The sequence below is a fragment of the Mesorhizobium sp. P2_F5 genome, from assembly GCF_056403715.1.
Map to the genome: position 1 here is coordinate 84,380 of NZ_JBFUEY010000004.1, position 22,945 is coordinate 107,324.

The 22,945-nt window shown below is 62.4% G+C and carries 26 protein-coding genes, 1 other RNA gene and 1 pseudogene; 8 read left to right on the top strand and 20 right to left on the bottom strand.

Going from position 1 to position 22,945, the window contains the following annotated elements:
* Positions 1-76: 76 nt before the first annotated feature.
* Positions 77-1,879, top strand: coding sequence for an NAD(P)-binding domain-containing protein (locus AC1DYO_RS06975; protein WP_477261633.1), 1,803 nt, complete (start codon positions 77-79; stop codon positions 1,877-1,879).
* On the opposite strand, the gene AC1DYO_RS06980 is transcribed toward AC1DYO_RS06975, so the two are convergent.
* The 3 genes from AC1DYO_RS06980 to AC1DYO_RS06990 are packed head-to-tail and all read right to left on the bottom strand — an operon-like array spanning position 1,876 to position 3,311.
* Positions 1,876-2,409 (bottom strand): N-acetyltransferase family protein, encoded by a 534-nt coding sequence (locus AC1DYO_RS06980; protein ID WP_477261634.1) that lies wholly within the window; start codon positions 2,407-2,409, stop codon positions 1,876-1,878. The genes AC1DYO_RS06975 and AC1DYO_RS06980 overlap by 4 nt on opposite strands.
* A gap of 22 nt (positions 2,410-2,431) precedes the next feature.
* Positions 2,432-2,740 carry a hypothetical protein gene (locus AC1DYO_RS06985; protein ID WP_477261636.1) on the bottom strand — a complete coding sequence of 103 codons (309 nt, stop codon included), beginning with the start codon at positions 2,738-2,740 and terminating at the stop codon, positions 2,432-2,434.
* 4 nt (positions 2,741-2,744) lie between these two features.
* Entirely contained in the window at positions 2,745-3,311 is a 567-nt protein-coding gene (locus tag AC1DYO_RS06990; protein ID WP_477261638.1) for a helix-turn-helix domain-containing protein, read from the bottom strand.
* A gap of 151 nt (positions 3,312-3,462) precedes the next feature.
* Here AC1DYO_RS06990 and AC1DYO_RS06995 point away from each other — a divergent pair, with 151 nt between their 5' ends.
* Positions 3,463-5,295, top strand: a complete 1,833-nt coding sequence (locus AC1DYO_RS06995; RefSeq protein WP_477261640.1) for an ATP-binding protein — start codon at positions 3,463-3,465, stop codon at positions 5,293-5,295.
* A 221-nt stretch (positions 5,296-5,516) separates the two neighbouring features.
* Here AC1DYO_RS06995 and AC1DYO_RS07000 read toward each other — a convergent pair whose 3' ends face one another.
* Both AC1DYO_RS07000 and miaA read right to left on the bottom strand, forming a co-directional pair.
* Positions 5,517-6,308: a GGDEF domain-containing protein gene (locus AC1DYO_RS07000; protein WP_454589648.1), complete on the bottom strand. Its 792-nt coding sequence runs from the start codon at positions 6,306-6,308 to the stop codon at positions 5,517-5,519.
* Positions 6,309-6,439: 131 nt separating this feature from the next.
* Entirely contained in the window at positions 6,440-7,408 is a 969-nt protein-coding gene (miaA, locus tag AC1DYO_RS07005) for a tRNA (adenosine(37)-N6)-dimethylallyltransferase MiaA (RefSeq protein ID WP_477261643.1), read from the bottom strand.
* Between miaA and serB the strand changes: the two genes are divergently transcribed.
* Positions 7,398-8,285: a phosphoserine phosphatase SerB gene (gene serB, locus AC1DYO_RS07010; protein WP_477261644.1), complete on the top strand. Its 888-nt coding sequence runs from the start codon at positions 7,398-7,400 to the stop codon at positions 8,283-8,285. The two genes, miaA and serB, sit on opposite strands and share 11 nt — an antisense overlap.
* Positions 8,282-8,854, top strand: coding sequence for a GNAT family N-acetyltransferase (locus AC1DYO_RS07015; RefSeq protein WP_477261646.1), 573 nt, complete (start codon positions 8,282-8,284; stop codon positions 8,852-8,854). The genes serB and AC1DYO_RS07015 overlap by 4 nt, the downstream gene beginning before the upstream one ends.
* 46 nt (positions 8,855-8,900) lie before the next feature.
* Here the strand turns inward: AC1DYO_RS07015 and AC1DYO_RS07020 are convergent, their stop codons facing one another.
* From AC1DYO_RS07020 to AC1DYO_RS07050, 7 genes are all read right to left on the bottom strand, one after another.
* Positions 8,901-10,418 carry a DegQ family serine endoprotease gene (locus AC1DYO_RS07020; protein ID WP_477261648.1) on the bottom strand — a complete coding sequence of 506 codons (1,518 nt, stop codon included), beginning with the start codon at positions 10,416-10,418 and terminating at the stop codon, positions 8,901-8,903.
* Between the two features lie 142 nt (positions 10,419-10,560).
* Positions 10,561-10,746 (bottom strand): DUF2065 domain-containing protein, encoded by a 186-nt coding sequence (locus AC1DYO_RS07025; protein WP_477261650.1) that lies wholly within the window; start codon positions 10,744-10,746, stop codon positions 10,561-10,563.
* A gap of 4 nt (positions 10,747-10,750) precedes the next feature.
* The gene (gene hflC / locus AC1DYO_RS07030; protein ID WP_477261652.1) at positions 10,751-11,707 is read right to left on the bottom strand and encodes a protease modulator HflC; all 957 of its coding nucleotides are present in this window, start codon (positions 11,705-11,707) and stop codon (positions 10,751-10,753) included.
* Positions 11,707-12,825 carry an FtsH protease activity modulator HflK gene (gene hflK, locus AC1DYO_RS07035; RefSeq protein WP_477261654.1) on the bottom strand — a complete coding sequence of 373 codons (1,119 nt, stop codon included), beginning with the start codon at positions 12,823-12,825 and terminating at the stop codon, positions 11,707-11,709. Before hflK ends, hflC begins: the two co-directional genes overlap by 1 nt.
* A gap of 154 nt (positions 12,826-12,979) precedes the next feature.
* Positions 12,980-13,594, bottom strand: a complete 615-nt coding sequence (locus AC1DYO_RS07040) for a dimethylsulfonioproprionate lyase family protein (RefSeq protein WP_477261656.1) — start codon at positions 13,592-13,594, stop codon at positions 12,980-12,982.
* Positions 13,591-14,121 carry a dihydrofolate reductase gene (locus tag AC1DYO_RS07045; RefSeq protein WP_477261658.1) on the bottom strand — a complete coding sequence of 177 codons (531 nt, stop codon included), beginning with the start codon at positions 14,119-14,121 and terminating at the stop codon, positions 13,591-13,593. The genes AC1DYO_RS07040 and AC1DYO_RS07045 overlap by 4 nt, the downstream gene beginning before the upstream one ends.
* The gene (locus tag AC1DYO_RS07050) at positions 14,121-15,137 is read right to left on the bottom strand and encodes a DUF4424 domain-containing protein (protein ID WP_477261660.1); all 1,017 of its coding nucleotides are present in this window, start codon (positions 15,135-15,137) and stop codon (positions 14,121-14,123) included. Before AC1DYO_RS07050 ends, AC1DYO_RS07045 begins: the two co-directional genes overlap by 1 nt.
* A 148-nt stretch (positions 15,138-15,285) precedes the next feature.
* Between AC1DYO_RS07050 and cobF the strand changes: the two genes are divergently transcribed.
* Positions 15,286-16,056, top strand: a complete 771-nt coding sequence (gene cobF / locus AC1DYO_RS07055) for a precorrin-6A synthase (deacetylating) (RefSeq protein ID WP_477261662.1) — start codon at positions 15,286-15,288, stop codon at positions 16,054-16,056.
* Positions 16,057-16,066: 10 nt separating this feature from the next.
* Here cobF and AC1DYO_RS07060 read toward each other — a convergent pair whose 3' ends face one another.
* From AC1DYO_RS07060 to modA, 4 genes are all read right to left on the bottom strand, one after another.
* Positions 16,067-16,408 (bottom strand): winged helix-turn-helix domain-containing protein, encoded by a 342-nt coding sequence (locus AC1DYO_RS07060; protein ID WP_112560439.1) that lies wholly within the window; start codon positions 16,406-16,408, stop codon positions 16,067-16,069.
* A 69-nt stretch (positions 16,409-16,477) separates the two neighbouring features.
* Complete coding sequence (gene modC, locus AC1DYO_RS07065) at positions 16,478-17,590, bottom strand: molybdenum ABC transporter ATP-binding protein (RefSeq protein WP_477261664.1); 1,113 nt, start codon at positions 17,588-17,590, stop codon at positions 16,478-16,480.
* Complete coding sequence (gene modB, locus AC1DYO_RS07070; protein WP_477261666.1) at positions 17,587-18,291, bottom strand: molybdate ABC transporter permease subunit; 705 nt, start codon at positions 18,289-18,291, stop codon at positions 17,587-17,589. Before modB ends, modC begins: the two co-directional genes overlap by 4 nt.
* Before the next feature lie 15 nt (positions 18,292-18,306).
* Positions 18,307-19,104 (bottom strand): molybdate ABC transporter substrate-binding protein, encoded by a 798-nt coding sequence (modA, locus tag AC1DYO_RS07075; protein ID WP_477261668.1) that lies wholly within the window; start codon positions 19,102-19,104, stop codon positions 18,307-18,309.
* Between the two features lie 160 nt (positions 19,105-19,264).
* On the opposite strand from modA, the gene AC1DYO_RS07080 reads away from it, so the two are divergent.
* Positions 19,265-19,471: a TOBE domain-containing protein gene (locus tag AC1DYO_RS07080; protein WP_477261670.1), complete on the top strand. Its 207-nt coding sequence runs from the start codon at positions 19,265-19,267 to the stop codon at positions 19,469-19,471.
* Between the two features lie 22 nt (positions 19,472-19,493).
* Here the strand turns inward: AC1DYO_RS07080 and AC1DYO_RS07085 are convergent, their stop codons facing one another.
* The 4 genes from AC1DYO_RS07085 to AC1DYO_RS07100 all read right to left on the bottom strand — a co-directional run bounded on the left by AC1DYO_RS07085 (position 19,494) and on the right by AC1DYO_RS07100 (position 21,731).
* Positions 19,494-19,871, bottom strand: a complete 378-nt coding sequence (locus AC1DYO_RS07085; protein ID WP_477261672.1) for a hypothetical protein — start codon at positions 19,869-19,871, stop codon at positions 19,494-19,496.
* Entirely contained in the window at positions 19,868-20,287 is a 420-nt protein-coding gene (locus tag AC1DYO_RS07090; RefSeq protein WP_477261674.1) for a hypothetical protein, read from the bottom strand. The genes AC1DYO_RS07085 and AC1DYO_RS07090 overlap by 4 nt, the downstream gene beginning before the upstream one ends.
* Positions 20,284-21,078 (bottom strand): thymidylate synthase, encoded by a 795-nt coding sequence (locus tag AC1DYO_RS07095; protein WP_477261676.1) that lies wholly within the window; start codon positions 21,076-21,078, stop codon positions 20,284-20,286. The genes AC1DYO_RS07090 and AC1DYO_RS07095 overlap by 4 nt, the downstream gene beginning before the upstream one ends.
* Positions 21,079-21,419: 341 nt before the next feature.
* Positions 21,420-21,731 (bottom strand): DUF2853 family protein, encoded by a 312-nt coding sequence (locus AC1DYO_RS07100; protein ID WP_181055808.1) that lies wholly within the window; start codon positions 21,729-21,731, stop codon positions 21,420-21,422.
* A 165-nt stretch (positions 21,732-21,896) separates the two neighbouring features.
* Here AC1DYO_RS07100 and ssrA point away from each other — a divergent pair.
* Together ssrA and AC1DYO_RS07110 are read left to right on the top strand one after the other, a co-directional pair.
* Positions 21,897-22,255, top strand: a transfer-messenger RNA (tmRNA) gene (gene ssrA / locus AC1DYO_RS07105).
* Positions 22,256-22,369: 114 nt separating this feature from the next.
* Positions 22,370-22,916, top strand: a pseudogene (locus AC1DYO_RS07110) (AAA family ATPase).
* Positions 22,917-22,945 lie beyond the last annotated feature (29 nt).

Below are 22,945 nucleotides of genomic sequence, written 5' to 3' on the forward strand. Positions count from 1 at the left end.
CGCAAGGCCGGACGTCAAGCTTCGGCAGGGTTCCGCTCGCTACAGGCGGCCAGGAAAAAATCGCGGAGGAAATTCAATGCTCGACAAGGCCCCCAACAAGAAGCTTTCCGACCTGCTCGATCGCTTCGGCGCGGCACTCACCGCCGGCGATATCGACAAGGCTGTCGCCTGCTTCCAGGAGGATTGTTACTGGCGCGATCTCGTCACCTTCACCTGGAACATCAAGACGATGGAGGGCCGCGATCAGGTGCGCGACATGCTGGTCAGCCAATTGGCCAAGACCAAACCGTCGAACTGGGCGATCGCTAAGGGCGAGGACGCCACGGAAAACGACGGCGTGCTCGACGGCTGGATCAGCTTCGAGACGGCGGTGGCGCGTGGCTTCGGTCACATCAGGCTGAAGGACGGCAAGATCTGGACGCTGCTGACCACCATGGTCGAGTTGAAGGGCCATGAGGAGCCGGCCGGCTTCGACCGCCCGCTCGGCGCCAAGCATGGCCATGGCAAGAACCGCCCGACCTGGAAGGAGGAGCGCGAGAAGGAGGCCGCCGAACTCGGCTTCAAGACGCAGCCCTATACGCTCATCATCGGCGGCGGCCAGGGCGGCATCGCGCTCGGCGCGCGGCTCAGGCAACTCGGCGTGCCGACCATCATCGTCGAGAAGAACGAACGTGCCGGCGACAGCTGGCGCAAGCGCTACAAGTCGCTCTGCCTGCACGACCCGGTCTGGTACGACCATCTGCCCTATATCGACTTCCCCAGGAACTGGCCGGTCTTCGCGCCCAAGGACAAGATCGGCGACTGGCTGGAAATGTACGCCAAGGTGATGGAGCTGAACTATTGGTCCTCAACCGAGGCCAAAAGCGCTGTCTATGACGACAAGAAAAAAGAATGGACGGTTGTCGTGCGCCGCGACGGCAAGGACATCATGCTGAAGCCGAAGCAGCTGGTGCTGGCCACCGGCCAATCCGGCAAGGCCAACATGCCGAGCTTCAAGGGCATGGACACATTCAAGGGCGACCAGCATCACTCCTCGAAGCACCCCGGCCCCGACGCTTATGCCGGCAAGAAGGCGGTCATCATTGGTTCCAACAACTCCGCCCATGACATCGCGGCCGCGCTTTGGGAAGCCGGCGCCGACGTCACCATGGTGCAGCGCTCGACCACGCATATCGTCAAGTCGGACACGCTGATGGAGATCGGGCTGGGCTCGCTCTATTCGGAAAAGGCGGTCGAGAGCGGCATGACCACCGCCAAGGCCGACCTCGTCTTCGCCTCCCTGCCCTACAAGATCCTGCACGAGTTCCAGATCCCCGCCTATGCCGAGATGAAGAAGCGCGACGCCAGCTTCTACAAAGGCCTGGAGAAGGCCGGCTTCATGCTCGATTGGGGCGACGACGACTCCGGCCTGTTCATGAAGTATCTGAGGCGCGGCTCGGGCTATTACATCGATGTCGGCGCCTCCGACCTGATCATCGACGGTTCGATCAAATTGAAGAGCAGTGTCGAGGCGAAGGAGATCAAGGCGCATTCAGTACTGCTCTCCGACGGATCCGAACTGCCGGCCGATCTTATCGTCTACGCCACCGGCTACGGTTCGATGAACGGCTGGGCAGCCGATTTGATCTCACGGGACGTCGCCGACAAGGTCGGCAAATGCTGGGGCCTCGGCTCGAACACCACCAAGGACCCAGGTCCCTGGGAAGGCGAGCTACGCAACATGTGGAAGCCGACGCAGCAGGAGGCGCTGTGGTTCCATGGCGGCAATCTGCACCAGTCGCGCCATTACTCGCAGTTCCTGTCGCTGCAGCTGAAGGCGCGCATGGCAGGCATCGCGACGCCGGTCTACGCGCTGCAGCAGGTTCATCACAAGGGTTAGGCAGCACCATCAGAGGATTGGCCGATGCGCTTCCAGTAGATGAGCGTGCCGGTCAGCCCGCCATGCGGCTTCAAGGCAAAATCCGGTATCTCGCCGGTAAGCGTGAAGCCGAGTTTCTCATAAAGGCCGGAAGCGCCCTCCTCGGTCGCCGTGTCCAGCACCAGCAGCGTGCGGCCTTTCTCGACGGCGAGGGTTTCGGCTGCGCGCATCAGCCGGCTCGCTATGCCCTTGCCGCGATGCGCGAGCCGGGTCATCAGCTTGGCGATCTCGGCCCGGTGCGGCTGGTTGACGGGGAAGTCGAGCAGCAAGGTCACGGTGCCGACGAGAGCGTCTCCCTGCCAGGCGCCCAGCACCGCTCTTTCACCCCTCTTTGCCGCCATCAGCGAATTGTCCCAGAAGGTTTCCGCCACTTGCCTAGATAATGGATGCATGAAGCTGACGGATCCGCCGGCCGCGACCGTCTCGATCAGCAGGTCGGCCAGCATGTCGCGTGTTTCCGCAGTCAGCGCCCTGATTTCGATGGAACTCATGCTTGCACTATCCTTGCTGCCATCAATCCAGCCGCGCGACGCGGCGCCGTTTTCGTCCTGCCTTGATCGCGGCAATGCGATCGGCATCTTTCGGCTGCAGATGCAGCCCGCGTTCGAGGATTTCGAGCGTGTATTCCTCATAGGTCAGGCCGAGCTGCTCGGCCTTTTCCATGCGCATCAGCATCACCTCACGGCTCGGCGCCTTCCACGCCTTGGCATGCGCCGCCTGCCAGGCGAGGAAGATGTATGGATCGCCCTTGCCCCATGGCGGACCCTTGTAATCGTCGAGCGGCGGTCCGCCATTGTCGGAGCGCTTGGGACGTCTTGCCACGACCTCAGCCTCTGACCAGCGCGACCAGATAGTCGGCCGGCTGCGGCCCCACCGCGTGGAATATGCAGTCCGACGGCGCGCCGAGCGCCAGGCAGTCGCCGGGCTCGAGACTGTGCACGACGTCGCCTTCGGTGAATTCGAGCCGCCCGGAGATCAGCCACATCTGCTGCTTGATGAAGGCATAGGACGCCGCCGGAAAGCTGACCTTGGCGCCGGCCGGCAGCTGCACCCGGATAAGTTCGAGCGGCATGTCGGAGACCGGCGACAGATGCCGCCTGACATAGCCCGTGCCGGGATCGCGCCACACCGGCTGCTCGCTTGCGCGCAACAGACCGCCACCTTGCTGCTCGGCGCGTGCAATCAGCGTCGACAGCGTCATGCCGAAGGCGGCGGCGATGCGCACCAAGAGCGCCGCGGTTGGGCTGGTCATGCCGCGCTCAATGGTGCTGAGCATGGCTTTGGAGACGCCGGAGCGATCCGCCAGCTCCGCCAGCGACCAGTTCCGCAAGGTTCTTTCGGCGTGGATTCTTTTGCCGATCGTGGTGGAAATATCATTCGCTATATCAGTCATTCGTCTAATATATCGAAATTCTGAATTCAGGGAAGAGCCGGTAGAGTCAATTTTCGCTGACGGGTTAACGCCTGCTACACCATCCCGCCACACGCCACCTTAACCCCGTTTGTGTAGGGTCGACGCTCCACGGGAATGGGGATCGAACTGTATGTTTGTCGAGCGCGAAGCCTCCGTTGGAGAACCGACCTCGCAGGAGCGTCGCCGCGCCGAGCAGAACGACAAGCGTATTCTGGGCAATGTCGTGCAGTGCGACGGCGCACGCGCCACCATCAGCGCCTATGCCGACGACATCGAAGGCGCGGTCACCGGCCTGTGGACGGTCGGCAAGATGATTTCCATCAACCTCGGGACATCGCGCACCGTTGGCCTGGTCTATGAGATCGGCAAGTCGGATCGCGCCTGGAGCAATGAGGGGCAGAATCCGATCGAGGTCAGCGTCGAACTGATCGGCGAGGTGCGCGACGGCGCCGAGCCCGGCGACCGCCCGATCTTCGACCGCGGCATCACGACCTATCCGCATATCGGCGCCATTGCCCACCGCATCCGCAGCCGCGACCTGCGGGCGGTCTACGACCTTGCCGGGCGTCACTCGATCACCATCGGCACGCTGTCGCAGGATGAGGCGATCGACGCCAACATCGCCATCGACGACACGCTGGCGCGTCACTTCGCCATTGTCGGCACGACCGGCGTCGGTAAATCCACCGCCGTCTCGCTGCTCTTGCGCAAATCGATCGCCGCCCGGCCGGATCTGCGCATCCTGATCCTCGATCCGCACAATGAATTCGCGGCGTCGCTGCCGGAATTCTGCGTCCGGGTCGATTCCAAGACGCTTGATCTGCCGTTCTGGATGTTCAGGCTGGAGGAGTTCGCAGAAGTGCTGTTTCGCGGCCGCGAGGTCGTGCCGGAAGAAGTCGATGTCCTGCGTGACCTGATCCCCGCTGCCAAGAACCTCTATCGCAACCCGAATTCCGGCAGCTATGTGCGGCGCGGCAGCGATGCGCTGACCGCCGACACGCCGGTGCCCTACCGCATGGTCGATCTCATCAAGCAGATAGACGAGCGCATGGGCCTCCTGGAAAGCAAGAACGACCGTCCGACGCTGAAATCGCTGAAGACGCGCATCGAGTCTGCTGCGTCCGACCCGCGCTATCGCTTCATGTTCAATTCGCGATTGATCGAGGACACGATCCACGAGACGATCGGCAACATTTTCCGGGTGCCGCATCATGGCCGCCCGGTGACCTGCTTCGAGATGGCCGGCATGCCGTCCGAAGTGGTCAACTCCGTCTGCTCGGTGCTGGCACGGCTCGCCTTCGACCTTGCTCTGTGGAGCGACGGCCGGCTGAAACTTTTGCTGCTGTGCGAGGAAGCGCACCGATACATGCCGGCCGATCCACGCCTCGGCTTCGCGCCGACCAGGCATGCTTTGTCGCGCATCGCCAAGGAAGGCCGCAAATATGGCTGCTATCTCGGCGTCGTCACCCAGCGCCCGGGCGAGCTCGATCCAACCATCCTGTCGCAGTGCTCGACCTTCTTCGCCATGCGGCTGGCCAACGAGCAGGACCAGGCAATCATCCGCTCGGCGATCGCCGATTCCTCGGCCTCGACGCTGGCCTTCCTGTCGTCCATGGGCCAGCGCGAAGCCATCGCCTTCGGTGAAGGCGTGGCGACGACCATGCGGCTGAAATTCGAAAAACTGGCGGAGAACCTGATCCCCGGCACCGCCAAGCGAGAGCAGGATGAGTTCTCGCTGGACGGCAACGACGTCGATCTCGCGGCCATCGTCGAACGGCTGCGCAACGTGCCGAAAACGCAGCAGCAGATGGCCTTCGCCGAGGCGGTGGATTCCGGCCGCCAGGCCGGCGATCCCGATTACCGCAAGCCGGCCACCGCACCGCGCGTCCAGCCCGACGACGATTTCGACATGCGCTACGGCCTCAAGCCAGCCACCTTCGGCATGCGCTCGCAAAGCGACTGAGCTTCAGCGTAACGTCCTTCTACCGCCGATTGAAAAGCCGCGCCGGCGTCGAAGCCTGGGCGGCGTTGGCCCCTTTGGCCAAATCCCGTCAGAAAATTCGTCAGGCTGAGTCGGATGGCGTCGTTTTCGAGAACCGGAGCGGAGCGGACATTAGTCCGTGAGCACCGGAAGCGCGGAAAACGGCGCCAGGCGGCCAGCCTCACGAATTTAATGTCGGGATTTCAGGCGCAGACGCGGTTGCGGCCCTGCCTCTTCGCCTCATAAAGCTGGCGGTCGGCGCGGCGGTAAAATTCCTCGGCCGTTTCCTTGCGGTCCCATACAGCCAGGCCGACGCTGGTGGTGATCTTGAGGCGGACATTGCCCGACAGCACCGACATGTTGGCAATTGCCTTACGGATGCGTTCGGCGAATTTCCCCAGCAGCTCGGCGTCCATGTTGGGCGTGACCACGGCAAACTCCTCGCCGCCGAGCCGCGCCACCACGTCATGATAGCGCGTCATGCCTTTGAGGCAATTGGCGACCGCCCGCAGCACCTCGTCGCCGACATCGTGGCCATGTGTGTCGTTGACCTGCTTGAAATGATCGAGGTCGAGGATCATCAGCCCGACAGGCTTTTCGATGCGGCGGAATTCCTCGAGATATTCCTTCAGCGCATCGTCGAAATAGCGCCGGTTCTGCATGCCGGTGAGACCATCGGTCAGCGCCGCATGCTGCAATGTTTCCGAACGGGCACTGAGCGACACCGTCATCGCCCGCAGCTTGCCCTCTTCCGTCGCCTGGCTGCGGATCAGCGGGTAGATGAAGAATACGCCGAAGAAAAGCGCCGTCGCCAGAAGCACGCCGGTGATGAACAGCAGCCTGTTAAGGTAGACGATCCTCTCGATGCGGGAAGCCGTATCCATGTCGGCGGCAATGCCCTGCAAAAGACCATAGGCGTGAAGCGTCACCAGGCCTGCGGCGAGGATCACGAAAATAAAGACGAAAAATGCGGATTCCGCCTTGTGGAAACGCATCTGCTCCCCGTTGGAAAAGTACCCGCCTGATTTATGGCATGCCGGCGCCTTACGGACTGTTAATCCAGACAACCGGAACGGGAATGTTCATTTCAGCTCCTGTTTCTGTAATTGCATTAGCAACAGGAAAATCAAAACGCTTTGTTCGGGTCGTCGCCGGGCTGCAATCTCAGCCATTCTGGGCCCAGTTGATGGCGAAACCACGTCGTTTGCCGTTTGGCATATTGCCGCGTCGCCGCCTTGCAGCGCTCGATGGCCTCGGGAAAGCTGATGTCATCAGCCATCGCGGCCGAGAGTTCGCGAACGCCGATCGCCTTCATCGCCGGCAAATCAGGATCGAGGCCAAGCGCCACAAGCCGTTTGACTTCATCGAGAGCGCCAAGATCGAGCATACGATCGAACCGGCGCTCGATCCGCTCGACAAGGGCCGCGCGGTCCGGTTCGATGACGAAGAAACGCGCACTGTCGCGGTCGATCAGCGGCCGGCCGCGCGCCGCTTGCCATTCGAGAATGGAGCGGCCGGATGCGTCAAGCACCTCGAGCGCGCGCACGATGCGCTGGCCGTCGGTCGGCTTCAGCTGCATGGCAACCGCGGAATCCTCGTGCATCAGGATGCGGTGCAGCTTGGCCGCGCCTTGCTCCTTGAGTTCGCAGCGCCAGCGGTCGCGCACCTGCTGCGGAATGTCGGGCATTTCCGAAATGCCCTCGGCAAGCGCGCGAAAATAGAGCCCGGTGCCGCCGACGAAAATCACCGGCCGTTCGAAGCCAGCGCCATCGGGCCGCCGGGCAAGCGTACCGTCGTCGATCAGCTTCATTACGTCGCGCAGCCAGGCGCCTGTGGAATAGGCGGTGGAGGGATGCACGTGGCCGTAGAGAAAGTGCGGCGCGCGGGTGAGATCGGCTGCACTCGGCCGTGCCGTCAGCACATCGAGCACCGAATAGCCCTGCATGGAATCGGTGTTGACGATGACACCGCCCTTGCGCTCGGCGAGATCGAGCGCCAGCGCCGACTTGCCGCTGGCGGTTGGCCCGGCTATCAGGATCGCGTTCTTCACGCGGCCCTCGCCCGCCTGCCCGCCGGAAGTCTCGATGCCGCTCATTGCCACGCTTGTGTCCCACCCCGTCAGCCGCGCTGTCTCGGCCTCGCTTGCGAATATGGCCTCACGGTCGGTCGGCGCAAGCGCTGTTCACTGGCTGGGCGAAGGCGTCGCCTGCGATCTGGTGCTAGCTGAAGGGGCGGCAGCCGCTGAGGCAAGTGCCGCTTTGCGCGCCGTGCTTGCCTCCGAACCAGTCGACGTGATCGTTCAGCAGGCTGAAACGCGCCGCAAGACAATCCTGCTCGCCGACATGGATTCGACCATGATCGACCAGGAATGCATCGACGAACTCGCCGACGAGATCGGCGTCAAGGATCGCGTTGCCGCCATCACGGCGCGCTCGATGAATGGCGAGATCGCCTTCGAGCCAGCGCTGCGCGAACGCGTGGCATTGCTGAAAGGCCTCGATACCGCGGTTGTCGACCGCATTATCGCCAACCGCCTAACGCTGGCGTCGGGCGGCCGCGCCCTGGTGCAGACGATGCGGGCCAATGGCGCCTGGACGGCACTCGTCTCCGGCGGCTTCGACGTGTTTACCAGCCGCATAGCGGACATGCTCGGTTTTCAGGAAAACCGCGCCAACCGCCTGATCGAGGAAAACGGGCGCTTTGCCGGCCTGGTCGCCGAACCGATCCTCGGCCGCGCCGCCAAAGCCGATGCGCTGAACGAGATTTCGACCCGTCTCGGCCTGACTCCGGCCGACGCCATTGCCGTCGGCGACGGCGCCAACGACCTCGACATGATCCGGCTTGCCGGCACCGGTGTTGCGCTCCACGCCAAGCCCACCGTCGCTGCCGAAGCCAAGGTCCGCATCGACCATGGCGACCTCACCGCGCTGCTTTACGTGCAAGGCTACCGGCAGGAGGAATTCGTCGTATGAAACCGATGCGCACCGAACGCCTGATCCTGCGCAATTGGGAAGAGCGCGACCGCGAGCTCTTCCATCGCATCAATTCCGACGAGCAGGTGATGGAATTCTTTCCGTTTCGCCGCGACCGCGCCGAGACGGATGCCAAGATGGACGAATTTCGGGGCTGGATCGCCGAGGACGGCTTTGGTTTTGCCGCCGCCGAGATTGCCGCGACGGGCGAATGCATTGGCTTTGTCGGCCTCTTAGAGACCGATCACGTGCCGTCCATGCCATCCGATACGATCGAGATCGGCTGGCGGCTGGCGCCGGAATTCTGGGGCAAGGGCTATGTCACCGAGGCCTCCGAAGCCTGGCTCGCCTTTGGCTTCGAAACGCTTGACCGCGAAGAGATCGTATCCTTCGCCGTCGCCGCCAACCGCCGCTCGACCGCGGTCATGGAACGCCTCGGCATGAGCTCCGACCCGGCTCGCGATTTCGACCACCCATCCATCCCTGACAGCCACCCGCATCTCAAGCGACATGTCCTGTACGCCCTATCGCGCAAGGACTGGCAGACACGAAAAAGGGCGGCTCACTAGCCGCCCTTTTCATTTCAAAATCAGATCGTTGCAGGCCTGACCGGACTCAATCCATCCGGATCGTGACAAACCGCAACTCGCCGGTCTTGGACGCCAGCATCAGCAGCGCATTCTTGCGCCCCTGTTCCTTCAGCGCGCCGATCCGGTCCATCACGTCCTTCGGGGTCGCGACCGATTCCTGGGCAATCTCGGTGATCACCTCGCCGGCCTGGATGCCCCGCTCGGCGGCAGCTGAGTCCTTGGTGACGTCGGTAATGACCACGCCCGAAACATCGGCCGCGATGCCGAACTTGGTCCGCGTCTCGTCATTGAGTTCGCCGACGGTCATGCCGAGCACCGAAGCCGTCGAAACCGCGGGCTCCTTGTCGCCGCCCTTGTCCTCGTCGGTCGTGCCGTCTTCGCCGCTGGAGAGCTTCTCGCCGTCTTCGAGCCGGCCAAGCGTCACCTTCACCGTCTGCTCGACGCCCTTGCGCACGATGATCACGTCGACCGCCTTGCCGACCGGGCTTTCCGCCACGACGCGCGGGAGGTCGCGCATTTCATGGATGTCCTTGCCGTCGAACTTGATGATGACGTCACCGGCGAGAATTGTGCCGTTGTCGACCGGTCCGCCCTTGATGACGCCGGCCACCAGCGCGCCCTTGGCGGTCGCCATGCCGAGGCTTTCGGCAATGTCGTCAGTCACCGGCTGGATGCGCACGCCGAGCCAGCCGCGGCGGGTTTCGCCGAACTGGCGCAGCTGGTCGACGACGCCCGAGGCGAGCTGCGAGGGGATGGAGAAGCCGATGCCGATCGAGCCGCCCGACGGCGAGATGATCGCGGTATTGATGCCGATGACCTCGCCCAGGCTGTTGAACAGCGGCCCACCGGAATTGCCGCGGTTGATGGCGGCGTCGGTCTGGATGAAGTCGTCATAGGGGCCGGAATTGATGTCGCGGTTGCGCGCCGAGACGATGCCGACCGTCACCGTACCGCCGAGGCCGAACGGATTGCCGATGGCCATCACCCAGTCGCCGACGCGCATCTTGTTGGAATCGCCGAACTTTACCGCGGTCAGCTTGTGGCCCTTCGGGTCGACCTTGAGCACCGCGACATCGGTCTTGGTGTCGGTGCCCACCAGCGTCGCCTTGAGCGTCACGCCGTCGGAGAAATTCACCTCGATGTCGTCGGCATCCGCGATCACGTGGTTGTTGGTGACGACAATGCCTTGCTCGGCATCGACCACGAAGCCCGATCCCAGCGACTGCACCTTTTGCGCGCCACCATCCTTGTCGCCGCCACGGTTCTTGAAGAAATCGTCGAAGAAGTCCTGGAACGGCGAGCCCTCCGGCAGTTGCGGCATCGGCACCGCGCCTGGACCTTCCGTGCCCTTCACGGTCTGCGAGGTCGAGATGTTGACCACCGCACCGAGCAGGCCTTCGGCGAGGTCAGCGACCGAAGCCGGTCCGTCCGCGGCCACCGTCGGCGTCACGAAAGCCGGAACGGCAAGCGCGCCGACCATAAGTGCCGCGGCACCTGCGATGAACGTCCGCCGCGCCGCGCGCAGAAGGGTGTTGGATGTCATCGAGAGCCTCCCGGAATTGCTAAAAAGAAAAAGCGCTTCGGCAAACGCCGCGTCGCGTCATGTTGGCAAGAAATACGGCACGTTTGCGGCTATGGCCACATCAGGAGGATAAATCCTCCGTTACACCTGATACCACCGGTCCTCAGCCACGCACCAGCCAGACAATGCCGACACCGATGGCGATCGCCGCCAGGCCGCCTACTCTCAGCGCATTCTCCGGCATCGACAGCACTTCGCCGGCAAGCTTCTTGGCGAGACCGGGAAAACCACCATAGACCAGGCCCTCTATGACGAGGACCAGGCCTATGGCCGCAAGGAAATCCTGCACCGCCCTACTGGGCGGGTGCAGGTTGTGCCGCCGGGGCGGCAGGTGCCGTCGCCGGAGCCGCAGGTGCCGCCGGCTTCGCGTCCGTGCCGTCGGGGTTGCGGAAGAAGCGGAAGAACTCCGAGTTCGGCGATAGCACCATCGTCGTCCCCGAGTTGTCCAGCGCCGTGCCATAGGCATTCATCGACCGGTAGAAGTCGAAGAAGGCCGGATCGCGTTTGTAGGCATCGGCGAAGGTCGCGCTGCGCTGGGCCTCGCCCTCGCCGCGCAGGATTTCCGATTCCTTGCGCGCTTCGGCGACGATTTCCACCACTTCGCGGTCGGCGCGTGCGGTGATGCGCTGCGCGGCCTCTTTGCCGCGCGCTCTCAGCCGTTCGGCCTCAGCCAGGCGTTCGGCCTTCATGCGGTCAAAAGTCTGCTGCGAAACCTCAGCCGTCAGGTCGGTCCGGCGGATGCGCACATCCTCGATCTGCAGACCGAGCGACGTCGCGTCCGGCCGAAGTTGATCGCGCACTTCGCGCATCATCACGGCCCGCTCTTCCGAGAGCGCCGCTTCGAAGTCGCGCAGACCGTAGACACGGCGGAGCGCTGCATCGAGACGCGTCCTCAGCCGGGCTTCGGCCAGTGTGATCTGACCGGACACGGCGGAGCGGAACACGCGCGGATCCGAGATACGGTAAGCGATGAAAGCGTCGACCTCGTAGAACTTGCCGCCCGAAACCTGGACGCGGATGTTGTCGAGATCGAAGCGCAGCACCCTGTTTTCGATCAATTGCACGCTGTCGGCATCGAAGAAGGCGAAAGGCGCCTTGAAATAGATGCCGGGTTCATTCTTGACATCGACGATCTCGCCGAACCGCAGCACGAGCGCCTGCTGGCGCGCGTTGACCACGAAGACCGAGGAGTAGAGCAGGAACAGAAGCACGGCCGCGATGACGGCGAGGATGGGAAGACGATTGGCCATCACTGGGCTCCTCCGGTCGTGGCGCCAAGGGGCGCCGGCGCCTTCGGCTGTAGTGCCGGCAGCGGCAAATAGGGGACGACCCCTTGCCCATTGCCCTGTTCGACGATGACCTTGCTGGAGTCTTTCAGGACCTTCTCCATCGTTTCCAGATAGAGGCGCTTGCGCGTCACATCGGGGGCCTTGGCGTATTCGTCATAGACCGAGATGAAGCGCTGCGCCTCGCCTTCGGCCTCCTGCACGACACGGTTCTTGTAGGCCGCCGCGTCTTCACGGACCTGTGCGGCCTCACCGCGCGCCTGGCCGAGCTTCTGGTTGGAATACTGGTTGGCCTGTTCGACGAACTTGTCCTCGTCCTGTTCGGCGCGCTGCACTTCGTCAAACGCGTCCGCCACTTCACGCGGCGGCGCCGCGTCCTCGATCGAAACCGCATTGACGTTCAGGCCGGCCTTGTAGCCGTCCAGCGTCGTCTGGATGATTTCACGCACCGACGCGGCGATGCCTTGGCGATCGTCGCGGAAAATGTCCTGGGCCGGTCGCCGGCCGACGGCTTCACGCATGGCGCTTTCAGCGACCTGCTGCAGCATGCCTTCGGGATCGGAGACGTCGAACAGGTAGGCTCTTGGATCGGAGACCTGGTAGGCCACCGAGAACTGGACGTTGACGATATTCTGGTCGCCGGTAAGCATCAGCCCGGAAGTGTTGCCACTCGTCGCGCCGCCACCACCGATATCGACGAGCTGCTCGGCGATGTTGGCCGTCTCGACGGTTTCAACGGGCCACCAATGGAAATGCAGACCCGGCTGCGACAGCTCCGCCTTCGGCTTGCCGAAGCGCAACTCTACCGCAACCTCGTCCGGCTGCACGGTGTAGACCGCCTTGAATGCCCACAGCACGATCAGTACCGCCGCAATCAGCGCAAACACGGCCGGGCTGGCGCCGCCGCCACCGGGCAACGCGCGCCGCAGCCGGTCCTGGCCGCGGCGGATGATGTCCTCGAGATCGGGAGGTGACCCTTGCGGGCCGCTAGGCCCCTTCGGTCCCTGCCCCCAGGGCCCCTGATTGTTGCCGCCGCCGCCCCATGGGCCGCCGCCGCCACCGCTCTTGTCGTTCCAGGGCATGAATGTCCTTTCGCTTGGAATTCCCTCAGCGCCGGCCTTGCGGCGCAAAATCCAGTTGTTCTTCTATAGGGACGCCGCGATGCGCTTTCAACGCGATCCGACACTGCACCGTCCGATTTGGACCGCTGCAAGCAGCAAATTCCAATAAGTCGCCTTATGAATGCGGCGTATTGTCGAGGGGAAGGCACCAAATGGCAAAAAGCGGCCTGGCATCCGCGCGCATGGCATGAACGATGTCAGGTGGATTGTAGACGACGCCGCCGACCCCGGGCTCATGCCACGCCTCGGCATTCTGCCGCCATTCCCCTTGAGACAGGACAAGGTAGAGCTCTTCCGGCGGATGCCGATGATCTGGATACGTCGTGTGCGGCGCCATGACCGAGACTCCGATCTCGATAGTGCTGCTCGGGACGAAGCCGTCGGGACCGACAATAAAGGAATCGGCGTAATTCTCGGCCAGCACCGCGGACTTGCGACGCTCGCTTTGATTGTTCCAGCTGAGATGCGGCTCGATCTCGCGCAGCGCGGCCGCGAGCTTGCCGAGATTGCCGCCGACCTTTTCAAGCTCGGCAAAGCATTCCGCGAGGTGACGACAAGCCGGCTGACGCTGGGGTTGCTCACCGCTCCCCTGCGGCGCCTCAATCGCGGCGTTACCGAAAATCCGCCGGTGCGCGGCCGCGCGCGCCGGGTCATTTCCCATACGCGAGCGTATTTCTGTGCCGAGCAAATCCATGAAAGTGCCGAGCGGCGGATGCTTGTTGGCCGTCATGGAGATATCTGTGTCATGGGCCGGCTGCGCTCGTAAACCGTATAGCGCGTTGCGTGGCTGTCCTTTTCACCAGCTGGAAAATCCTGCGAACGCACAATTCGCCAGCTGGCCGGATCGATGTCAGGGAAATGCGCATCGCCGTCGACCTTGGCCAGCACATGGGTGACGTGCAGGCGGTCGGCGAGCGGCAGCGCCTGCGCATAGATCTCGCCGCCACCGATGACGCAGATTTCATCGACGCCGCTCATGCAACGCCCGCGCACCGTGGCCAGCTGGATCGCGGCTTCCAGCGAATTTGCTGTTTCAACGCCCTCGGCGCGCCAGGCCTTGTCGCGGGTCACCACAATGTTCAATCTGCCCGGCAGCGGCCGGCCGATGCCTTCATAGGTCTTGCGGCCCATGATGACGGGCTTGCCCATCGTGTCGGCCTTGAAGCGCTTGAGATCGGTGGGCAGCCGCCACGGCAGGCCGCCCTCGCGTCCGATGACGCCGTTCTCGGCGATGGCGACATAGATCGCGACGTCCATCAATTGGCCTCCCCGGCGCTGTCATCCGACGGCACCAGCAGCAATATGTCGATGTTGTGCTCGGGATAGAAATCCTTCGCCGTCGTCTCGAAGGTCGTCGGCCCGACCTTTTTGACATTGTAGCCGCAGAACGAAATCAGCGCTTTCGGATTGCCCTTGTCGACGGTCAGCTTGAACTTGCCGATGCTGCCGTTCGCCCAATTGCCGCCGGTGGTCAGGATATATTGAATGCGGTTCTCATAAAAATGCGGATAGCCGTCGGCCTTGGCGGCCTGGCGCACGGCATTCTCGAACGCGTCGTCCATGCAGAACCGGGTCTTGTAGCTTGTATATTGGCTGCTCTCGGAGAACTTGCCGTCATAGAAGAAGCTGACCGATGACGTGCCGCCGACGCTGGGCTTGTAGCGGTGCGAGACATGGACATCCTTGTTGGCCGGAAATGTCGAGCGCCACCAATAGGTCGAGCGCAACTGCCACCACGGCGTATAGACCTTGTTCGCCTCAGTACCGTCGCTGCCCGTATCCTCGATGATGATGCCGCGGTTCTCCCAATCCTCGGCGACCGCCTTCGGCAATTTCGCCAGGGCCGCCTTGGCCGCGTCGCCGAATGGATTGAACGGCACGTTCTGCGCCTTCAGATCGGCGCCGATATCGATGCCGACAGCGAACACCTTCTGCTCGAGCTGCGGCTTTACCGGCGCGCCATCGATCGTTACCTCGAAGCCGAGGAAATTGTCGCTCTGGTTTTCCGGGATCGCCGGCATTTCCTCCGGGTCACCTTCGATATCAGGCAACGGGAAGGCGACGATGGCATCGACGTCCTTGTCGGTGTTGTTGTGGAAGACGTAGTCGACCGTGACCTTTTCCGGCGAGATGGTGAGGTCCTCGCTTTGCATCGCCACCGCATCGCTGCGTGACAGGATCAGGCCACCGGTGCCTAGTTCGGCAGTCGAATCGTTGGCCAGTGCGGGCGTGGCTGAAAGCGCCAGCGCTACAGTCAGAACATATCGCAACATCGAAGCCCCTCGCCAGGAATGCCGCGACCCTAGCCGTTTCAATGTGGCGTTTCAAAGCCCTTCCGTCTCCCGGCGGGACGCCACAGTGTCTGGACACGCCAATCGGCGGTCTGGACTAACAGGTTTCGATCGGGCAGGAGTTCGCGTCATGCGCAAGCTTCTCGTCATCGGCATCGGCGCCGGCAATCCCGATCATATGACCGTGCAGGCCATAGAAGGCCTGAACCGGGCGGACGTCCTGTTTATTCCAGACAAGGGGGCGAAGAAGAACGACCTTGCCGAACTCCGCCGCCAGATCTGCGACCGCTTCGTCAGCAATCCGAAGTCGCGCCGCGTCGAGTTCGACGTCCCGGTGCGCGCCGAGCCGGCGCCGTCCTACCGCTCGACCGTCGACGACTGGCACGAGGCCATCGCCGAAATCTATGAAGGCCTGATCCGCGACGAACTTGCCGAAAATGGCTGCGGCGCCTTCCTGATCTGGGGCGATCCTTCTCTTTACGATAGCGCGCTGCGCATTCTTGAGCGTGTGCGCCTACGGGGCAATGTCGGGTTCGAGCTGGAGGTCGTCCCCGGCATCACCGCAGTCCAGGCGCTCGCCGCCAGCCACAAAATGGCGCTGAACCGTATCGGCGACCCCGTGCTCATCACCACCGGCCGCCGCCTGACCGAGCAAGGCATGCCGCAAAATGCCGGCAGCGCGGTGGTCATGCTCGACGGCAAATGCGCCTTCAACACGCTGGCCGACAAGGATCTGATCATCCACTGGGGCGCCTATCTCGGCACGCCGGACGAAATCATTGTTTCAGGCCGCCTAGGCGATGTCGGCGAGGAGATTGAGAGGACGAGCGAAGAAGCCCGCAAGAGAAAGGGCTGGATCATGGACACCTATCTGCTGCGCAAGGCAGGAGAAGACGACTAGTCCCTACTCCCTACCCCGCATCAATCTCGGCCTGCAGTGCCTCCATATGCGTTGCCGCCGCCGCAGCCGCAGCCCGCTCGATGGCGCGAAAACGGCTGACCACCGCCAGTCCGACCGAGGTCAGTTGCGCACCGCCACCTTTGCGGCCGCCGGTCTGCGCCGCGACCAGCGGCTTGCCGAACACCCGGTTCATGTCCTCGACCAAATCCCAGGCGTGCTTGTAGGACATCTCCATGCCGCGCGCGGCGGCCGAGATCGAGCCGAAGGTGGCGATCTGTTCGAGCAATTCGATCTTGCCCGGACCTATGCGCCCGTCCGGATCGAGATTTATCCGCAGGCTCAGCGACGGCATCTCTTGTCCTCCACGGTCACACTAGCCCCTCTCGACCCACAGCGCTATTCCAAAACGATATAGCGGCTATCAGCCATCCGCTTCGGCCGGCAGCCCGGCGCCGGTGTTGGCGCGGTCGAAACTCACCGTCTTGATCACCGCGAACACCTTGCCGCCGAGATGAAGTTTCAGCGCCTGCCTGGACTGTTCAGTGATGCGGGCAAGCACGGTTGCGCCATTGCAGTCGATGCCGATCTCGACCGTTGGCCCCTCGCCCGGGCTGATCGCGACGATGATGCCAGGCAGGATGTTGAGCGCGCTGAGCCCCGCCGGCCGTTCGGTGGCGATCATCACGTCGCGGGCGCGGATGCGGATGCGCACCGGCGCGCCGGTCGCGACAGCCAGCCGCGGCACCCGGATTTCGCCCGCCGCCGAGCCGAGCACGGTCATACCAAAAGCCTCGTCATGGCGCAGAACCTTGGTGTCGAGCACAGCACCCCCCTCGCCGCGTTCTTCCGCCGGCAACAGGTCGAGCCGCTGCATGATCGTGCCGGTCGGACCTGAAGCAGCGACCTTGCCTTGCGCCATCACCACCACGTCGCTGGCCAGCCGTGCCACTTCGGCGACGGAGTGGCTGACATAGACGATGGGCAGCTTGGTCTCGTCGCGAAGCCTTTCGATGTAGGGCAGGATCTCGGCCTTGCGCGCATCGTCGAGCGAGGCCAGCGGCTCGTCCATCAACAGCAGTTTCGGGCTGGCGAGCAGCGCCCGGCCGATCGCCACGCGCTGCTTCTCGCCGCCCGACAGCTTTGCTGGCCGCCGGTCAAGCAGTGGACCGATGCCGAGCAGTTCGACAACGGCCGCCATGTCAGCGTAACGCTCCGCCGGCGGCGTGAACCAGCGGCCATAGCGCAGATTGCCGGCCACGCTCATATGCGGAAACAACCGCGCATCCTGGAACACCATGCCGATCCGGCGCTTGTGCTTTGGCACGAAAATGCCGGCATCGGTATCGACGAGCACGCGGCCGTCTGCCGCGATACGCCCCTTGTCCGGCCGGATCAGGCCGGCAATCAGGTTGATCAGCGTCGTCTTGCCGGAGCCCGAGGGGCCGAACAGCGCCGTCAGCCGTCCAGCGCTTTCGAAACGCGCGTCGATGGCGAAATCGCCGAGCCGATGGCTGATGTCGACCAGCACGCTCATTCGATGTCCATCCGCCGGCCGACACGCCGCGCCAGCACCTCCGAGGCGACCAGCGCGGCCATCGAGATGACGATCGAGATCAGCGTCAGCCGCAATGCGCCCTCGTCGCCGCCCGGCACCTGCGTAAAGGTGTAGATCGCCGACGGCAGCGTCTGCGTCTCGTTGGGAATGTTGGAGACGAAGGTGATGGTCGCGCCGAACTCACCCATTGCCTTGGCGAAGGACAGGATGGAGCCGGCGATCAGGCCGGGCAGGATCAGCGGCAACGTGATGGTAGCGAAGACCCAGAGCGGATTGGCGCCGAGTGTTCCCGCCGCAGCCTCCATCTTGCGGTCGACCGCCTCGATCGACAGCCGGATCGCCCGCACCATAAGAGGAAAGCCCATGATGCCGCAGGCGAGTGCGGCGCCCGTCCAGCGAAACGAGAAAACGATGCCGAAATGCTCAGCGAGGAATGCACCAGCCGGCCCGCGCCTACCGAAGGTGAGCAGCAGCAAATAGCCGGTGACTACCGGCGGCAGGATCAGCGGCAGATGCACCACGCCATTAAGCAGCGTCTTGCCCCAGAATTTTCCGCGGGCCAGCAGCAGCGCGATCAGGATGCCCGGTGGCAGGCTGAAAAGCATTGCCACCGTCGCCACCTTGATCGACAGCCGGACCGCATTCCATTCGTCGGGAGTGAGGTCCAGCAGCCAGTTCATGCGACAGGCGTTACCTTAATTGCTCGGCGCGAGCACAGTGAAACCCTGATCCTTGAACAATTCCGCCGCCTTGGCGGACTGCAGGCACTTCAGGAAAGCCGCCGTATCCTTGTCCTTCGAATCGGCGGTCTGGGCAACGGGGTAGATGATCGGCGGGTGCGAATCCTCCGGGAAGGTGCCGACCACCTTGACGTTCTTGTCGGCGTGCGCGTCGGTGGCATAGACGATGCCGAGCGCCGCTTCACCAGTCGAAACCAGCTTCAGTGCCGCGCGCACATTTTCGGCCTGCGCCACCTTGCCTTCGACCGACGACCAGACGCCAAGCGATTCCAGCGCGGCCTTGCCGTATTTGCCGGCCGGCACCGCCTTGAAGTCGCCCATGGCGAGCTTGCCGTCGCCGACCAGCTTGGCGAGGTCGAAACCTTTCTCGATCTTGGTCTCGACCTTGGAATCCTTCAGCGCCACCAGCACGATCTGGTTGCCGAGCAATTTCACCTCAGTGTCCGGCTTGGTCAGCTTCTTGTCGGAGAGATATTTCATCCAGTCGAGATCGGCGGAGATGAAGACGTCGGCGGGAGCGCCACCCTCGATCTGCTTGGCCAGTGCCGAGCTCGCGGCGTAGGACACGGTCGCGGCCTCGCCGATATCGGCTTCGCAGGCCTTGTTGACCGCATCGAGCCCGTCCTTGAGGCTGGCGGCGGCAAATACGATCACCTTGTCGTCTGCGTGAGCCGCCGGCACCGCGGCCATCAACGCTGCAGCAAAGCCGCCAATCGCGATCGCCCTCAATCCAAAACCTGTGTGCCTCAACATGAAAACTCTCCCTGGGTTTGAAATCCGCTCGGCTCGACGCCTGTCGATCGATATATCCGGATGAATATAACAAGGGAAGGCCGCCACCTTGCGAAAGCGCCTGTTCGGTATCGATTGTTCTGGTTATGACGGGCGCTGAAACCCTGGAAAGGAAGTCCTCATGAAAATCAGCGCCCGCAACATCCTCAAGGGGACGATCGTTGAGATCGTCAAAGGCGCCACCACCTCGCATGTGCGCATAGAGGTCGGCGGCTCGATCGTCACCGCATCGATCACCAACGAGGCCGTCGCCGATCTCAAGCTCGAAAAGGGCAAGCAGGCCTATGCCGTGATCAAGGCCTCGGACGTCATGGTCGGCATCGACTGAGCGGTTTCCTAATTTACAAAGTTCAGGCGGCAAGCCTATGGATCAGCGCATCTTCGACATAGATGCCATTGATGGTGTTGTGAGAAAATCGCACCTCACCGAGACCATCAACCCGCATGGCGATACCTAGGCCGGCGATGAGCCGGTCGTCCGCCGACGTGATCTTCACCTTGCTGAGATCCAAGATAGGTTCTTGCGGACGTGCCTTACGCCAGTCGGCGGCTATGGTTGCCGCATCGAGATATTTTTTCTCAAGATCCTTTCGCGGACCGCGATAGGCGATGATCATACGCCAATTGTCGACATCGCTGTTGTACAACCACAGCGCAGCCGCGACTCCGAATCCCTTTCCATCAAGAGCACGAATTAAGTTGATACCGGCATCAATGTCGGTCCTCACCAACGTTCCTGAAGCCATCTGAATATTCCTTGCTCCTCGTCGACCATGGCGTTTCGCATGGCCGTCGCCTCAAACACATCTATCATATCGTAACGCGAAGCCTCATTCCAATCTGAGACCGCCGACCAATGGCCATCGAATACAGGCGACGCCGTCCGGCTTTCGGTAAGGTCTGCAGATAAGCCGGCCAACGCGATAAGCCTGTTGAGGTCATGGCTGTAAATGTCTTGAACGAATTTCTTGTCAGGAATGGTATCGGACTGAAAAAGCCTCGAAATTCGTGACTTTATGGCAATTTCTGCCGCATATCCGAATAGGTAGTAAGCATTCGAATAGCGTTCGTTTTGAAATAGGAGTTCGGCGTCGTGCAGCTTCGCGTTGGCTATCGCCTGGAGCGCGGCCCTTTCTAGCGTCATACCGCAATCGGCGCCTTGATCGACGCGTCAGCAAAATAGTTTTCCAGCCGGAAATCCTCGAAGCGGAAGGCGAACAGGTCCTTCACCTCCGGGTTGATCCACAGCGTCGGCAGCGCCTTGGGCGTGCGGCGCAATTGCTCGCGCGCCTGCTCGAAATGGTTGGAGTAGAGATGCGCATCGCCCAGCGTATGGATGAAATCGCCGGGTTTCAGCCCGGTGACCTGCGCCACCATCAGGGTCAGCAGCGCGTAGGACGCGATGTTGAAGGGCACGCCGAGGAAGATGTCGGCCGAGCGCTGATAGAGCTGGCAGGAGAGCTTGCCTTCCGAGACGTAGAACTGGAACAGGCAGTGGCAGGGCGGCAACGCCATGGCCTCGACTTCGGCTGGGTTCCACGCCGAAACGATCAGACGCCGCGAATTCGGATTCTTGCGTATCTCCTTGAGAAGATTGGCAATCTGGTCGATCGACCCGCCATGACCATCCGGCCAGGAGCGCCACTGTTTGCCGTAGACCGGGCCGAGGTCGCCATTCTCGTCGGCCCACTCGTCCCAGATCGAAACGCCATGATCCCTAAGGTATTTGATGTTGGTGTCGCCGGCCAGGAACCATAAAAGCTCATGGATGATCGACTTCAGATGCAGCTTCTTGGTCGTGGTGACCGGAAAGCCGCGGCTGAGATCAAAGCGCATCTGGTAGCCGAACACCCCACGCGTACCAGTACCGGTGCGGTCGCCGCGATCGGCGCCGTTGTCCAGCACATGCTGCAAAAGGTCGAGATATTGGCGCATCGGCTTCGCCTCGATTCGGGGTTGCCAGCATCATAGCTGACTGGCCACCGGCCGAACACAGCAAAGGTCGTCAGCGCTGCTTGTCCCACCACTCTTTTCGAGCGTTGGCGCCGCCCCTCACCTGCCTGCCGGCATCCTCTCCCCGTCTAGTGACGGGGAGAGGGGCGCTGTCGCCGATGGTTTCGCCAATAACAAATGTCGAAGAACGAGTGCCAAGGCTGCGGTCAGCCCTTTCTCCCCGTCACTATACGGGGAGAAATGCCCGGCAGGGCAATGAGGGGCAGCACTGACGTCCCGTCAGGAGCAAATCAAACGCGCGCTCTGCCTATCAGTGATAATCTCTACAGCGAGCCGAGCTTGCCGAGATCCTTGGCGACCAGATAGTAGAAGGTCACCCGGCTTTTGGTGTTGTCGGCAGCCATCGCCTTGCAGGTCTTCTCGATCGACGCATCCGCCTTGGCGCCGTCGGCGACGCCGAGCTTCTTGGCGACCCAGTTGGTCTTGACGCGCTCCAACTCCTTGGGGTCGGTGCAGGACACCAGCGAGGAATCGCGGTTGCGCAGCGCAATGCCCAGATGCTTCACAATCTTGGCAACCACATCGGCATTTGCCGCGGCGTCGTATTTCTTCACGTCCGCAAGATAGTCGGCCATCAGACTTCCCCTGTCGGCGCCACGGATCCGATCGATGAGGGCTGTGGCGCGCTACGCAACCTGTGCGTTAGGTCGTTACTCCTCACCGCCGCAAAGCTTCGGTTGAGACCGCGCTCAAGTCAACCCTCGGCATCACAGTTTGGTACGGCTAAGAAGTGCCAATGCGGCCTTTCATTTTCAGCACCAGCCCCCTATATTCGTTTTGTCGGCTTGACCGACTATGGCGATAAATGGGCGATGTAATAAGCCGTTCGGACCCGGGGGCGGTACCCGGCGCCTCCACCAAAAGCCGCTTTCACGACAAAGCGGTTCTTGCTGGGGGCGAAATAGGATCGACGAAGGTGTAAAGATCGTACTTTTGCCCGGCATGGTACCACCGTCATCGGGCTAAACCTGTAGTTGCAAATGACAACTATGCGGAAGCACGTCTCGCCGCGTAAGCGGTGCGATAGCTTCAAATCAAGCCCTAGAGGTTCGCACTTCTAGGCGGGGTTCGGAGGTACCTGGCAACAGAAACCTCCACTTCTCCCCTTCCCTTAATATCCTACGTGCAACGTCGGCTGGCGTTGGCCAGACTTCGCATGGCCATGGGCCGCGAAGCCGTCGAGCCGCGTGCGCCCTTCTCCATGGAACAAGAGATGAAAAACGACTGCGATCGCTTCTTCGTACTGACCGGCGGTCCCGGTTCCGGCAAGACCACACTCATCGAAGCGCTCAGCGTCGCCGGCTTCTCCACCTCGCCCGAAGCCGGGCGCGGCATCATCCGCGACCAGCTGGCAATCGGTGGAAATGCCCTGCCCTGGCAGGGCGCTGTTTTCCGAACTGATGCTGTCCTGGGAGCTGCGCTCATGGCAGGCCGCTGGCGACCTGACTGGCCCCGTCTTCTTCGATCGCGGCGTGCCGGACACGCTGGGCTATTACAGGCTGATCGGACTGCCGACGCCTGCCCACGTCACAAACGCCGCGGCAAAATTCCGCTACAACAGCCGCGTCTTCATTGCCCCGCTTTGGCCGGACATCTTCACCCAGGACGAAGAGCGAAAGCAGACGCTCGACGAGGCCGAGCGCACCTATAACGCCCTGGTCGGCGTCTACAGCGAGTTGAACTATGAGTTGGTGCCGCTGCCCCGCGCACCGGTCGAAGAGCGGATACGCTTCATTCTGGCGGAAACCGGATTTAAATGAAAAAGGCCGGGAAAACCCGGCCTTTTTCA

Bases quoted from the DNA above. Each gene is read 5' to 3' on its own strand.
- AC1DYO_RS06975 (WP_477261633.1), top strand. From the start codon at position 77: ATGCTCGACAAGGCCCCCAACAAGAAGCTTTCCGACCTGCTCGATCGC.
- AC1DYO_RS06980 (WP_477261634.1), bottom strand. From the start codon at position 2,409: ATGAGTTCCATCGAAATCAGGGCGCTGACTGCGGAAACACGCGACATG.
- AC1DYO_RS06990 (WP_477261638.1), bottom strand. From the start codon at position 3,311: ATGACTGATATAGCGAATGATATTTCCACCACGATCGGCAAAAGAATC.
- AC1DYO_RS06995 (WP_477261640.1), top strand. From the start codon at position 3,463: ATGTTTGTCGAGCGCGAAGCCTCCGTTGGAGAACCGACCTCGCAGGAG.
- AC1DYO_RS07000 (WP_454589648.1), bottom strand. From the start codon at position 6,308: ATGCGTTTCCACAAGGCGGAATCCGCATTTTTCGTCTTTATTTTCGTG.
- serB (WP_477261644.1), top strand. From the start codon at position 7,398: ATGCCGCTCATTGCCACGCTTGTGTCCCACCCCGTCAGCCGCGCTGTC.
- miaA (WP_477261643.1), bottom strand. From the start codon at position 7,408: ATGAGCGGCATCGAGACTTCCGGCGGGCAGGCGGGCGAGGGCCGCGTG.
- AC1DYO_RS07015 (WP_477261646.1), top strand. From the start codon at position 8,282: ATGAAACCGATGCGCACCGAACGCCTGATCCTGCGCAATTGGGAAGAG.
- AC1DYO_RS07020 (WP_477261648.1), bottom strand. From the start codon at position 10,418: ATGACATCCAACACCCTTCTGCGCGCGGCGCGGCGGACGTTCATCGCA.
- hflC (WP_477261652.1), bottom strand. From the start codon at position 11,707: ATGGCCAATCGTCTTCCCATCCTCGCCGTCATCGCGGCCGTGCTTCTG.
- hflK (WP_477261654.1), bottom strand. From the start codon at position 12,825: ATGCCCTGGAACGACAAGAGCGGTGGCGGCGGCGGCCCATGGGGCGGC.
- AC1DYO_RS07040 (WP_477261656.1), bottom strand. From the start codon at position 13,594: ATGACGGCCAACAAGCATCCGCCGCTCGGCACTTTCATGGATTTGCTC.
- AC1DYO_RS07045 (WP_477261658.1), bottom strand. From the start codon at position 14,121: ATGGACGTCGCGATCTATGTCGCCATCGCCGAGAACGGCGTCATCGGA.
- AC1DYO_RS07050 (WP_477261660.1), bottom strand. From the start codon at position 15,137: ATGTTGCGATATGTTCTGACTGTAGCGCTGGCGCTTTCAGCCACGCCC.
- cobF (WP_477261662.1), top strand. From the start codon at position 15,286: ATGCGCAAGCTTCTCGTCATCGGCATCGGCGCCGGCAATCCCGATCAT.
- AC1DYO_RS07060 (WP_112560439.1), bottom strand. From the start codon at position 16,408: ATGCCGTCGCTGAGCCTGCGGATAAATCTCGATCCGGACGGGCGCATA.
- modC (WP_477261664.1), bottom strand. From the start codon at position 17,590: ATGAGCGTGCTGGTCGACATCAGCCATCGGCTCGGCGATTTCGCCATC.
- modB (WP_477261666.1), bottom strand. From the start codon at position 18,291: ATGAACTGGCTGCTGGACCTCACTCCCGACGAATGGAATGCGGTCCGG.
- modA (WP_477261668.1), bottom strand. From the start codon at position 19,104: ATGTTGAGGCACACAGGTTTTGGATTGAGGGCGATCGCGATTGGCGGC.
- AC1DYO_RS07080 (WP_477261670.1), top strand. From the start codon at position 19,265: ATGAAAATCAGCGCCCGCAACATCCTCAAGGGGACGATCGTTGAGATC.
- AC1DYO_RS07090 (WP_477261674.1), bottom strand. From the start codon at position 20,287: ATGACGCTAGAAAGGGCCGCGCTCCAGGCGATAGCCAACGCGAAGCTG.
- AC1DYO_RS07095 (WP_477261676.1), bottom strand. From the start codon at position 21,078: ATGCGCCAATATCTCGACCTTTTGCAGCATGTGCTGGACAACGGCGCC.
- AC1DYO_RS07100 (WP_181055808.1), bottom strand. From the start codon at position 21,731: ATGGCCGACTATCTTGCGGACGTGAAGAAATACGACGCCGCGGCAAAT.